At 59.6% G+C, this 12888-nt stretch carries 11 protein-coding genes; 8 read left to right on the top strand and 3 right to left on the bottom strand.

What is annotated here, in order from left to right; translation table 11 throughout:
- Positions 1–10: 10 nt before the first annotated feature.
- The 7 genes from CRD20_RS06470 to CRD20_RS06500 all read left to right on the top strand — a co-directional run bounded on the left by CRD20_RS06470 (position 11) and on the right by CRD20_RS06500 (position 8985).
- A complete protein-coding gene (locus tag CRD20_RS06470) occupies positions 11–2626 on the top strand; it encodes a glycoside hydrolase family 65 protein (protein WP_187405101.1) in 2616 nt (871 codons plus the stop codon).
- A gap of 416 nt (positions 2627–3042) precedes the next feature.
- A complete protein-coding gene (locus tag CRD20_RS06475; protein WP_038627511.1) occupies positions 3043–3783 on the top strand; it encodes a succinate dehydrogenase cytochrome b subunit in 741 nt (246 codons plus the stop codon).
- Between the two features lie 19 nt (positions 3784–3802).
- Positions 3803–5821 carry a fumarate reductase/succinate dehydrogenase flavoprotein subunit gene (locus CRD20_RS06480; protein WP_038627513.1) on the top strand — a complete coding sequence of 673 codons (2019 nt, stop codon included), beginning with the start codon at positions 3803–3805 and terminating at the stop codon, positions 5819–5821.
- On the top strand, positions 5821–6570 hold the full coding sequence (locus tag CRD20_RS06485) for a succinate dehydrogenase/fumarate reductase iron-sulfur subunit (RefSeq protein ID WP_016421966.1): 750 nt from the start codon (positions 5821–5823) through the stop codon (positions 6568–6570). The genes CRD20_RS06480 and CRD20_RS06485 overlap by 1 nt, the downstream gene beginning before the upstream one ends.
- A gap of 40 nt (positions 6571–6610) precedes the next feature.
- Positions 6611–7009, top strand: a complete 399-nt coding sequence (locus CRD20_RS06490) for a hypothetical protein (RefSeq protein ID WP_038627515.1) — start codon at positions 6611–6613, stop codon at positions 7007–7009.
- 190 nt (positions 7010–7199) lie between these two features.
- Positions 7200–8549, top strand: a complete 1350-nt coding sequence (locus CRD20_RS06495) for a DUF445 domain-containing protein (protein WP_070431991.1) — start codon at positions 7200–7202, stop codon at positions 8547–8549.
- A gap of 79 nt (positions 8550–8628) precedes the next feature.
- Positions 8629–8985: a DUF2516 family protein gene (locus tag CRD20_RS06500; RefSeq protein WP_016421969.1), complete on the top strand. Its 357-nt coding sequence runs from the start codon at positions 8629–8631 to the stop codon at positions 8983–8985.
- Positions 8986–9148: 163 nt separating this feature from the next.
- Here CRD20_RS06500 and purU read toward each other — a convergent pair whose 3' ends face one another.
- From purU to CRD20_RS06515, 3 genes are all read right to left on the bottom strand, one after another.
- Positions 9149–10054, bottom strand: coding sequence for a formyltetrahydrofolate deformylase (gene purU / locus CRD20_RS06505; RefSeq protein WP_016421970.1), 906 nt, complete (start codon positions 10052–10054; stop codon positions 9149–9151).
- A gap of 17 nt (positions 10055–10071) precedes the next feature.
- On the bottom strand, positions 10072–10842 hold the full coding sequence (locus CRD20_RS06510; protein ID WP_016421971.1) for an LmeA family phospholipid-binding protein: 771 nt from the start codon (positions 10840–10842) through the stop codon (positions 10072–10074).
- Positions 10843–10940: 98 nt separating this feature from the next.
- Complete coding sequence (locus tag CRD20_RS06515; RefSeq protein ID WP_049189515.1) at positions 10941–11438, bottom strand: DUF2505 domain-containing protein; 498 nt, start codon at positions 11436–11438, stop codon at positions 10941–10943.
- Between the two features lie 85 nt (positions 11439–11523).
- Between CRD20_RS06515 and CRD20_RS06520 the strand changes: the two genes are divergently transcribed.
- Positions 11524–12699 (top strand): UDP-N-acetylmuramate dehydrogenase, encoded by a 1176-nt coding sequence (locus CRD20_RS06520; RefSeq protein ID WP_187405144.1) that lies wholly within the window; start codon positions 11524–11526, stop codon positions 12697–12699.
- The last annotated feature ends 189 nt before the right edge of the window (positions 12700–12888 follow it).

The raw sequence follows: 12888 nt of genomic DNA on the forward strand, positions 1-12888 counted from the left end.
CTCGTAACAAATGGCTGAGAGAAAACCGGAAGGCATCATGGCCAACGATTCGACCACAGCAGCAGTCGACGAGACTGAGCGTGTGATTCCGCAGGGGCAGGGTCACGACGCGGAGACCGCAGAGGCTGAAAAACAGGAGGAGACGGTGTCCCCAGTTCGTCGTAAGCAGCGTCGTAACTTCCCGGCGGATCGTGCGGATAAGCACCACCACCTTGTAAATGCCGAGGGACTCATGGACCGAGACATCACTCCGGTCGATGAGTGGCGTCTGATTGAGACGAAGCCGAACGGCCTCCCGCTCGGTTTGGGCGAGACGCTGTTTGCGCTGTCGAACGGGTACATCGGCATGCGTGGCAACCCGCCGGAGGGCCGTGACTCCAGTGAGCACGGCACTTATATCAACGGTCTGCATGAGACCTGGCCGATTAGGCACGCCGAGGACGCCTACGGCCTAGCCCGCCAGGGGCAGACGATTGTCAATGCTCCGGACGCTAAGGCAATGCGTCTCTACATTGACGATGAGCCCCTGCGTCTCGGCAATGCTGAGGTCAGCGACTACGAACGTAGCCTGGATTTCCGCGAGGGCGTGCTGCGTCGTCGGTTCATTTGGCGCACCCCGGGTGGCAAGCGCGTTCGCGTCACCTCTGAGCGCATGGTGTCTTTCCAGGAAAAGCATGTCGCCGCGATGAGTCTGGAAGTCGAGCTGCTGGATGCGGATGCTGCGGTGATGATTAACTCGCAGATCCTCAACCGCCAGGACGGCGAGGACGAATACCACGATGCTGCTAAGGCGCAGGGCACCGAACTGGATCCCCGTCGTGCCGAGGCGCTGGAAGACCGCGTTCTCATTCCGGCATTTCAGTCGGAATCGGCGCACGGGCAGCGCTCGACGCTGGGCTACCGCTGCGCGAACTCCGGTATGACCGTGGCTACCTCCATGGACCACACCTTTACTGTCCGCACTCCCGACGGCACGGAGCCGTTCGTAGAGATTTCGCAGTCGACCGAGCCGGATGTGGCCAGCTCCCTGTTCAACCTGGATGCGCCGGTCGGCACTGTCATACGCCTGGAGAAGCTGGTCGCGTACCACTCCTCCCGTAAGGTGCGTGCCGAAGAGCTGGCATTCCGCTGTGAGCGCACCTTGAACCGCGTCGGTCGCATCGGCATGCTGGGGCTGATGGAGAACCAGGAGGAGTGGCTCGAACGCTTCTGGGAGCGCTCTGACGTGGTTATTTACAATCAGCCGGAGATTCAGCAGGCAGTGCGCTGGAACATTTGGCAGATTATCCAGGCCGCCGCCCGCGCCGAATTCCAAGGTGTGCCGGCCAAGGGAATGACCGGCACCGGCTACGGAGGCCACTACTTCTGGGACACGGAAATCTACGTGACCCCATTCCTTACTTATACGTCGCCGCAATTCTCACGCAATGCCATGCGCTTCCGCTGGGACATGCTCGAAGCCGCGTGGGCGCGTGCCGACGAACTGGCGCACGACGGTGCCCTCTTCCCGTGGCGCACTATCAATGGTCAGGAGTCCTCAGCCTACTTTGAGGCCGGCACGGCGCAGTACCACATCGATGCGGACATCGTGTACGCAATGATGAAGTACGTCTATGCCTCCGGCGATGAGGAGTTCCTGCTCAAGGAGGGCACGGACTTGCTGCTCGGCACAGCCAGATTTTGGATGTCGCTGGGATTCTTCGATGCCGAGCATCGCGAATTCCAGATTCACAGCGTCACCGGCCCAGATGAGTACAACACGGTGGTGAACAACAACCTGTACACCAACGTGATGGCGCAGTATAACCTGCGGGTTGCTGCGGACGTCGTCAGGCAGATGAAGCGTGATCGCCCTGCTGCCTATCGTGAACTGACCAACCGCTTCGACCTTACCGAGCGCGAGATTGAAGAGTGGGAGCAGGCCGCTGAGGCGATGTACATCCCGTTCGATGAGAAGCTCGGCATTCACCCTCAGGATGACCAGTTCCTACTGCGTAAGCGCTGGAATCTCGACAATCCCGAGGTCGGCCCCCTGCGCCCGTTACTGCTGCATTACCACCCGCTGACGATTTATCGTCACCAAGTCATTAAGCAGGCGGACGTCGTCCTTGCACTGTTCCTCATGGGCAATCGCTTTACGACGGAACAAAAGCGCGCAGACTACATGTATTACGATCCGCTCACCACTGGTGATTCCTCGCTGTCCGCTGTTGTGCAGTCCATTGTTGCGGCCGAGTTGGGCTTGCAGGAGCAGGCAATGGACTTCTTCCTACGCGGACTCTATGTGGACCTGGCGAACCTGCATGGCAACGCTGCCGATGGTGTCCACGTCGCATCTGCCGGTGGAGTATGGCAGTCCCTGGTCTATGGCTTCGGTGGTTTCCGTGACCACGATGGCCGCTACAGTATCGATCCGCGTCTGCCTGAAGACTGGAGTGGTCTGACGTACCGAGTCACTATTCATGGTTGTCGTATCCGGGTGACGGTGCGTGGCCGCACGGTGGAAGTCGCCCTGGAGGAGGGCGACCACCAGGTTGGACCGATTATGGTCGCGAGCCATGAGGTGATCATTGGTCCGGAGCCGTTGACCGTGGTGATGGCGAACTCGGATCAGAGCGAGGATTAGTCGGACGGCTTCGGCTGTGCACGGTGCCAATGGGGGGGGGATTGCCTGTTGGGGGTGGCTGTTTGGGTTCTTTGGGGAATTCGGCAGGGGTAAAAATAAAGAATTTCGCAACATAATTATTGAGTATTAAAACCGTCCACCTGAGAAAAGTGGGCGGTTTTTTATTTTCGTGCTATTTATGTTGCGTTATTAGCTGGTTTGGGCGGGTGAAAAATCGGCAAAAGTCGGGGTAGGGGCGTTTTTATGGTGGGGAAGGGGATTTATACAGCGCCGACATCAGAAGTGGCTAAAATGCGATAACCTGAGAAAAGGCGGAGAAAAGCCCTAGGTAACCTGTGAAAATCCCCACCCAAAAGGGGGAAAAATGTTTACCAGGCGCTGTGTGACTTTAGAGTGAATATGACACTGGAGGTGCCATGACTGTTAAAAGTTCAAACCGTGACGCAATCGCGCACGGCAAAATTAATGTAGAACCGCTGCGCGAGCAGCCTAAATACCCCTCATGGGCTCTGAAGCTGACCATGGCCGTCACTGGCGTGCTGTTTGGCCTCTTCGTTATTGTCCACATGCTGGGTAACCTGAAAATTTTCGCTGGCGCGGAAGATTTCAACGCATACGCGACCTTCCTGCGCACTGTCGGTGCTCCGGCAGTTCCGAACGAGGGCATTCTGTGGATTTTCCGCATTGTCCTGCTGGTAGCTATTGTCCTGCACATTTTCGGTGGCCTCACCCTGGCTGCACGTGCTAAGCAGTCCCGCGGCAAGTTCCGCCGTCAGGGTATGGTGTCCAGCTGGAACACCTTTACTGCACGTTCGATGGTGATCACCGGCATCGTGCTGCTGGCCTTCATCATCTTCCACCTGCTGGACCTGACCATCGGTGCTGGCGTTGCTCCGTCTTCTTTCGAGCACGGTGAGGCGTACCAGAACGTGATTGCGTCCTTCTCGCGTCCGGGTGTTGTTGTTTGGTACATCATTGCGCAGCTCGCTCTGCTGCTGCACCTGTCCCACGGTCTGTGGACTGCTACTTCCGACCTCGGTATCACCGGTAAGCGCTGGCGCAAGGTTCTGCTGTTCCTGTCCGGCCTGCTGCCGCTGCTGGTTGTTGTCGGCAACATCTTCATCCCAGTCGCCGTCCTGACCGGTCTGGTCTCGTAGGTCGAGGAGGAAATTTACTATGACTAACACTGAAGCAACCGTCGCTGCGGACTTCCGCGCGCCGGAAAGCGTTGTCGACGGGGTCAAGATCGGCAAGGTTCTGTCCGATAACTCCCCGGGTGACAAGGTCTCCATGAAGGACCACTGGCAGTACCAGAAGGATCACGCCAACCTGGTTTCGCCGCTGAACCGTCGTAAGTTCCGCGTCATGGTCGTCGGTACCGGCCTGGCTGGTGGCGCTGCCGCTGCTGCCCTCGGTGAGCTCGGTTACGACGTGCAGGTTTTCACCTACCACGACGCTCCGCGCCGTGCGCACTCCATTGCTGCACAGGGTGGTGTCAACTCCGCTCGCGGTAAGAAGGTCGACAACGACGGCGCTTACCGCCACGTCAAGGACACCGTTAAGGGCGGCGACTACCGCTGCCGCGAGAACGACTGCTGGCGTCTGGCTGTCGAGTCCGTCCGCGTCATCGACCACCTGAATGCAATTGGTGCTCCGTTCGCTCGCGAGTACGGCGGTACCCTGGCAACCCGTTCCTTCGGTGGTGTGCAGGTCTCCCGTACGTACTACACCCGTGGTCAGACGGGTCAGCAGCTGCAGCTGTCGACTACCTCGGCTCTGCAGCGCCAGATTGGTCTCGGCAACGTCGAGATCTTCACCCACAACGAGCTGGTTGACATCATCGTCGCCGACGGCCGTTGCCAGGGTGCCATCATGCGTAACCTCATCAATGGTGAGCTGACCGTTCACACTGCTCACGCAGTTATTCTGGCTACCGGCGGTTACGGCAACGTCTACCACATGTCCACGCTGGCCAAGAACTCCAACGCTTCGGCCATCATGCGTGCATACGACCAGGGTGCTTACTTCGCATCCCCGTCCTTCATCCAGTTCCACCCGACCGGTCTTCCGGTCAACGCGCACTGGCAGTCGAAGACCATTCTGATGTCCGAGTCCCTGCGTAACGACGCACGTATTTGGACCCCGAAGAAGAAGGGCGACGAGCGCCCGGCCAACGACATCCCGGAGGACGAGCGCGACTACTTCCTGGAGCGTCGCTACCCGGCATTCGGTAACCTCGTCCCGCGTGACGTCGCTTCCCGTGCCAACTCTCAGCAGATTAACGCCGGCTACGGTGTTGGTCCGCTGAAGAACTCCGTCTACCTGGATCTGCGTGACGCAATTGAGCGCCTGGGCCAGCCGGTCATCAAGGAACGCTACTCGAACCTGATTCAGATGTACGAAGAGGCAATCGGTGAGGACCCGTACAAGGTTCCGATGCGCATTGCTCCGACCTGCCACTTCACCATGGGTGGTCTGTGGTCTGACTTCAACCAGATGACCTCCATCCCGGGTCTGTTCACCGGTGGCGAGGCATCCTGGACCTACCACGGTGCAAACCGCCTGGGTGCAAACTCCCTGCTGTCCGGTTCGGTCGACGGTTGGTTCACCCTGCCGTTCACCATTCCGAACTACCTTGGCCCGCTGCTCGGTACCGACCGCCTGGCTGAGGATGCCCCGGAGGCCAAGGAAGCACTGGACCGCGCTCAGGCTCGCCTGGACAAGCTGATGAGCATCCAGGGTAAGCACGGCGCTGAGTACTTCCACCGCCAGCTCGGTGAGATTCTCTACCGCGACTGTGGTGTGGCCCGTAACAAGGAAGACCTGGCTCGTGGTATCGAGGAGATCCGCGAACTGCGTAAGGCATTCTGGTCTGACCTGTTCATCCCGGGTGAGCCGAATGAGATGAACCAGCAGCTCGAGTACGCTAACCGTGTTGCTGACTACATCGACCTCGGTGAGCTCATGTGTGTCGACGCCCTCGACCGCGATGAGTCCTGCGGTGCTCACTACCGCGATGACCACATCTCCGAAGATGGCGAGGCAGAGCGCGATGACGCTAACTGGTGCTTCGTTTCCGCATGGGAGCGAGGCAACAATGGTCCTGCATGGGATCAGTCCGGTCACGAATTCATTCGCCACGCCGAGCCGCTCACCTTCGAAGCCGTCCCGCTCATGACAAGGAACTACAAGTAATGAAACTGCACCTTGAAATCTGGCGCCAAGCAGGTCCGAACGTCGAGGGACACTTTGAATCCGTTGACGTTGACGACGCCGTCGCAGAGATGTCGATCCTGGAGCTGCTTGACCACGTCAACTCCAAGTATGTCGAGTCCGGCAAGGAGCCGTTCGCGTTCGCATCTGACTGCCGTGAGGGTATCTGTGGTACCTGTGGTCTGAACGTCAACGGTCGTCCGCACGGCCCGGGCCAGAACACCCCGACCTGTCAGCAGCGCCTGCACCAGTTCAGCGATGGTGACACCCTGAAGATCGAGCCGATGCGCTCCGCCGCATACCCGGTCATCAAGGACATGGTCGTTGACCGCTCCGCTCTGGACCGTGTCCTCGAGCAGGGTGGCTACGTCTCCATCAACGCTGGTACCGCTCCGGATGCAGATACTCTGCACCTGAACCACGAGACCGCTGAGTTCGCACTTGACCACGCAGCCTGCATCGGCTGTGGTGCTTGTGTCGCAGCTTGCCCGAACGGTGCTGCACACCTGTTCACCGGCGCAAAGCTGGTTCACCTTTCCCTGGTCCCGCTGGGTAAGGAAGAGCGTGGCAAGCGTGCCCGCAAGATGGTTGACGAGGTCGAAGGCACCTTCGGTCCGTGCTCCCTCTATGGTGAATGTGCTGACGTCTGCCCGGCAGGTATCCCGCTGACTGCGGTTGCCGCCGTCACCAAGGAACGAGCTCGTTCGTTCTTCCGCGGTAAGGACGACTAGACTCTTTCTCGATTAGAGTTTTCCAGAAGGGACATAGATTATGGCGAATGCAGTCAAGCGTTACCAGGGCGAAGAGCACTTCGTCGACGGTTACGTGCCTCAGAGCATGAATGCCGAATACTCCTCGCTTCACAAGAGCATTACCTGGATTGGCATGGGTCTCATTCTCGCCTCTCTGGCGGCTTGGGGTACCTTCATTTTCGGTCTTGCAACGACCGTTTTTGCCGACCAGACTGCTGCCTCTCACAGCAATGGTTTCCTGGCTAAGGATGCCGCCAACTACACCGACTACACCGGTGGTTGGAACTTCGACGGCAGCGTGTTCATGTGGGCTGGCCTGGTAGTCGCACTGGTTATGGTTATTGCGGGTGTGGCCTGCATCTCCATCGGTCGTCGTGACTACAAGGCTTACCGAAAGGAATTCGGCACTCACCACTAAAGGCTTGCCCCAGTTTAAAGGGGCTCGCCTCTAGGCGGATGCAACGCTAGCCTTTTGAACTAGCACCTCCACAGTTGATGCCACTGTGCACAGTGTGCTGGGGTAGGGAAGTACTGAGAAGTACCTCTCTCACCAACAGCGGACTGCGGCGCGGTGGCATTTTCGCGTTTTCGGCGCCTAATCTATACACATGGATAACAACCCCGCTAAGCTCTCGGCAGCTGTAGATACGGTCTCGGACCGTCTTGAAGTTCCCGGGCCATCACCTGAGGTTGAAGCGGAAAAACGTGCGCAACTGCGTAAGGCCAAGGCTTTCGCTACAATGCTGCTGGTCATCGCAACCGCTGTGTATTTCACATGCCGCGGTATTGAGTCTTCACACTTATCCGCAGGCGAAGTTGTGCCCGCGTGGGTGGGCTACGTTCGCGCTGCTTCTGAGGCCGGCATGGTCGGTGCCCTCGCCGACTGGTTCGCAGTCGTAGCTCTGTTCCGCCACCCGCTCGGCATTCCTATCCCACACACCGCTATCGTCCGCCGTAAGAAGGACCAGGTCGGTGAGTCCCTGGCGCAGTTCGTCGGAGACAACTTCCTGAACCCCGCTTTGATTGTGGACAAGGTGCGTAAGGCCGAGCTCCCTGAGCGTATCGGCGAATGGCTGGTAGCGCCGGGAAACGCCGACAAAGTGTCAGCAGAGGTCGGTAAGTTCACCGGAAATGTGCTGGAGGCGATTAATCCCGACGATGCCGCCGCAGTGCTGAAGTCAGCAGTCATCGACGAAGTTGCAGCTCCGGAGTGGGGGCCACCAGCGGGTAAGGTTCTCGAGCAGCTGATTGAAGAGGGGCGCACCGAGCCCATCGTCCAGCAGATGGCTGAGTGGCTGCACCGGAAGTCGCTGGGCTCGCAGAATCTTATCGACCGCCTCGTCGGAGAGCGCGCCCCATCCTGGGCGCCGAGCTTTGTCAACGATCTCATCGGCGACAAGGTCTATCGCGAGTTGGTTGATTGGACCTGGCAGGTGCAGCATGACTCTAAGCACGACGCGCGCCTGGCACTCCACCGCTTCCTCACGCAGCTCGCCATAGACTTGCAGAACGACGAGAAGACCATCGCCAAGGTCGAAGAAATTAAGACTGACATTCTTTCGTCCGCCGCTGTCACACAGGCACCGGCGAAGATTTGGGCATCAACATCCGCAAAGCTTGTCGACGCTGCCCGAGACCCGGACTCCCTGCTCCGTCGGAAGGTCTCGGAAACGGCCGCCCGCTACGGCGAGCGAATCCAGTCCGATCCTGAGTTGCGCAAACGAATGGACCGCCGTCTGGAAGCGGCTGTCGTCTTCATCGCTGAGAACTACGCGGGCGAGATTACCTCGATCATTTCCGAGACCGTCGAGCGTTGGGACGCCGATGAGGCTTCCGACAAGATTGAACTGATGGTCGGTCGCGATCTGCAGTTCATTCGCGTTAACGGCACTGTTGTCGGATCACTGGCCGGTTTGGCTATTTACACCCTGTCGACCTTGGTGTTTGGGGCTATTTAGCAGCACAACCCAGCACATCAGACCGTGTGCGTTAGCATGTAAAAAGCAATGCATCCCTGTTAAAGGAGTTGTTCCCCCGGTGCGCCTGTTACCATCTTTGCCCAGTCTTGCGGATTCGCCGCTGATGGCAATTTCCGTCTATGTGGACGTCCTGTTTCAGTTCGCCATTCCGTTTGTCATCGGCATCTTGGCGCTAATCGGTGCGGTGCTTGTCATCACCACCCGCGCGGATGCCTTTGACGCTGCAGACCGCAAGAGCCGCAACGTCTGGGCCGGCATGCTGGTCGGTTCGGCTATCTTCCTACTCCTGCCGTGGCTGGGCTGGGCAATGCTGGGCATCCCGCTGATTGCCGGACTAGTCATCACGGGGATTTACTGGTTGGATGTTCGCCCACAGATCAAGGACATTTTGTCGAACGCACAGGGCGGGTATTAGTCCCGGGCGGGTGCTAGCCCAGGGCGGGTGTTAGCCCGCACAACTGAGAAAGTGTCTGGGTTTATGACAGTTTCTGGGTGAAAAACCCGGTGATTTTGTCATAAACCCAGACACTTTCTTTTTTTTGGGGGGGAATAGGGGAAAGATCTGGTTCCCCGAAAACCTACTGGAACACCACGGTGCGGTTGCCGTAGACCTGCACACGGTCCTCCAGGTGCCAGCGCAAACCGCGGGCGAGGACCTGCTTCTCCGCATCGCGACCCTCACGCTGCATGTCCGCAGCGGTGTACTTGTGGGAGACACGCATGACGTCCTGCTCAATAATCGGGCCGTCGTCGAGGTCCTCAGTGGCGTAGTGGCAGGTGGCACCGATGAGCTTCACACCACGTCGATAAGCCTGCAGGTACGGGCGCGCGCCCATGAACGACGGCAGGAAGCTGTGGTGGATATTGATTGCGCGGCCTTCCCACTTCTCGCACAGATCCGGCGGCAGAATCTGCATGAAACGTGCGAGCACGATGGCATCCGGGTTTTCGGCATCGACAATCTCGGCGACCTCATCGAATGCCTTACGCTTGCCGACGGCATCCTTGGGGAAGGGCACGTGGTGGAAGGGAATGTCATACGCTGCGACCAGTGGCTCCAGATCGCGGTGGTTACCAATTACTGCAGCGATTTCCATCGGATAGTCGGACTGTGCGACGCGGCCGAGCAGATCCTGCAGGCAGTGGCCTTCCTTGGTCACCAGGATGACAGCGCGCTTCGGGACAGCGTTGTCGGTGACCTTCCAGCGGACCTCAGGGCCCCAATCACCGACGAGCTCAGCGAACTTCTCGCGCAGCTCTTCTACCGTCAGGTCGAGAGCGTCGGCGCGGACCGCCTGGCGAGTGAAAAACCATCCGGTCTCCGGGTCGGAGAAGAAGTCCGCCTCGGTAATCCATGCACCAATGTCGGACAGGAAGGTCGACAGGGTGGAAACGATACCGGTACGGTCTGGACAGCCGAGCGAGAAGATGTACTGGCGCTCGGTGGGAGTACCGCTATTTGCGGTGATGAGAGAGCGAGTCATTCTCGGTATCTTACCTGCTAGCTAAAGGTAAGTTCGCTCACGGTCGACAAAGGCAGATTTGCGCCCGTCAGCGTCAACGCCAGGCCCTCCCCTGTGACGTGTGCTTCCTCCACCTGCATACCGTGGCCGATGTCGTAGCTCAACAGCGTACCGCTCGCTTCTCCCAGCCAGCCGGCCAGGCCATCGAGGTTTAAGCCGAGGATTGAGCCGCCCTCCAAGTTGATTTCGATATGACCGCCGTTGGCAATCGGGCGGAACTTGGAGGTCGCAAATCCGGAGGCGAATTCAATGTTGAACAGGCCTTCGTCCGGCAACGGCGTGATTGTGGAAGCGCGTACACCGCTTTCCCGGTTAATTAGCGCCTGCAGCAGTTGAGGTGGGATTGTGACGTCTACTCGCAGCGACTCTGCGGTCGGATCCGCACGATTGCTCAGATCCACGTTTTCCAGGTGCACTTCCGCTGCCGGGTCACCGTTGATCTCCGGTGCGCCACCCAGCGCCTCCGGGTTCTTGACCTCCAGTGTGTTCGGAGTGGACAGATCCATCGAGGGCACTGACTTGGTGGCCAAGGCGAGCAGCATCGGGCGGGTGCCGAAAGAAACCTTGGGGTCTTCAGTGACCGTCGCACCACGCTCTTCGGCGGAGGTGCGGTAGCCGTCGGAAATCTCCTTGCTCACGAACATCCGGACGCCGATTTCGCCGGCAATCGCAATGAGTGCCACCACGATGATGACACCGAGGACGGTGGGCAGGACTTTGACGCTCGACGAGCGTTTAGCAGAACTCATGGTTCCCAGTCTTGCTTAACGACGGCTCCGTCGCTACCACTTATCTTCGCCCGGTATCCGTCCCCTCGGTGTCGCCCCGGAGTGCCCCGCTGCGCAACCTACTTAGCGACGTAGTCCGCCAGCACAGCGGTCTCAGCGTTGAGGACGCGTTCCAGGTACGGAGCTGCCTTCTCCTCGAGCTTGCCACCGAGCAGCGGCACGTTGATGGAGAACTCGGAGTTGGTGGTCAGCACTGAACCTTCACCCTGGGCGGTGAGCTTCTGGGACGCACTGAAGGACGCCGGTACGCCCGAAGCTTCTGTGGTCACAGTAGAGGTCGCGCCGTCGTCGTTAAGCGGGCTGATGACGAACGTGCGCGTCATGCCGACCCCGGACTTAACGAACTTCTGCGCCTGCGCCGGAATCTTGTCAGCAGAGACGGTCTGGCGAATCACGACGGTGGTGCCAGCGTCGGTGGTCTCGAACTTTTCCACCTTGCCGTCAGCTGCCGAGAAACGGTTTGCGACCTTCTCCCAGAAACCGGCGTCGGTGAGGGCCTCGTAAACCTTCTCAATCGGCTGGTCGAAGTTGACGGTGTGCGTGTTAGTCGTAGTCATGCGCTTGATGATACGTAATTTGCACTACGCTAGGGGCGTGGAAAATCTCGACCAATCGCCGAACCCAATTCACCTGACCTCCGACATGGAAGAAGCCATCGATGGGCTTGCGGGGCTAGAGGGGGTGGAGCTCAGCACGCATACCGCTTTCGCGGATTTGACGACGCTCCGCCTCGGCGGGGTGCCGCGTGCCGTCGTCCGGTGTAGCACGACGGACGCTGTGGTCGATGTTGTACGCACGCTTGACGACGCTAACGTGCCCCTCCTCATCGTGGGAGGCGGATCCAACCTGGTGGTAGCCGATGAACTCGAGCCGCTGGTGGCCGTGGTAATCGAGGCCGACAACGTGACCATGAGCACTCGCGGACACGGGCTGGAGTCCGTGTCGGCAATCGTGGAGGCCGAGGCCGGTGCGGTTTGGGACGAGGTCGTGGAGATGAGTGTCGACGCAGGTTTTGGCGGCCTTGAATGCCTGTCGGGTATTCCGGGATCGGCCGGAGCCACTCCGGTGCAAAACGTGGGCGCCTACGGTGCTGAGGTGTCGCAGGTCCTGGACGCGGTGCAGCTTTACGACCGCGCAACCGGCTCGGTCGAGTGGGTGGAACCGGAGTCTCTCGACCTTTCCTACCGCTACTCGAACCTGAAGTTCACCGCACGGGCAGTGGTGCTGGCCGTGCGGTTCGAGCTCAGTGTGGATGGCATGTCCGCGCCACTTCGCTATGGCGAACTGGCGCGGCGCCTGGGCGTCGACGAGGCCGAGGCTGCGGCTGGCGAGATTCGCAGGCCGGCGGAGCTGGTGCGCGAAAAGGTGCTTGAGCTGCGCCGGGGCAAGGGCATGGTGCTCGAAGATGCTGACCGCGATACCTGGTCGGCGGGTTCTTTCTTTACCAACCCGATTATTCCGGAGAACTCGGTGGAGGCCGTGCGTGCAAAGGTTGCCGCGCTGCGTGGGGCCGATGAGGCCGCGAATATGCCCGCATTCCCCGCTGGCCCCGGCCACGAGGGGGCCGTGAAGCTCTCGGCGGCGTGGCTTATCGAGCGCGCCGGGTTCCCCAAGGGCTACCCCGGTGACGGTGCGCCCGCGCGACTGTCGACTAAGCACACTCTTGCCCTGACCAACCGCGGGGAGTCCGGCGACGGTACGCCTACGACCGCCGCCGACTTGGTGGCTTTGGCGCGCGATGTGCGCGCTGGCGTGGAAAAGGCCTTCGGCGTGACCCTGGTGCCCGAGCCGGTGTGGGTCGGCGTGAGCATCGATTAGGCCCGCGGCGGGTGGCTGATGGCCAGTGGGGGCGGACTGGAGAGGCTGGCGGGACTGATGGGGCTGGCGGGGCCGCTGGGGCTGATAGAACCGCCGGGTAGTCCTCAGTTTGCGCTCCCGGGCTTTCTCCCAATGGTGAGATAAAGAAAGTGACTAGGTTTATGACATGTGAATATTATTCACCCTCAG

The sequence above is a fragment of the Corynebacterium sp. LK33 genome (genome assembly GCF_014334955.1).
GTDB lineage: Bacteria > Actinomycetota > Actinomycetes > Mycobacteriales > Mycobacteriaceae > Corynebacterium > Corynebacterium jeikeium_D.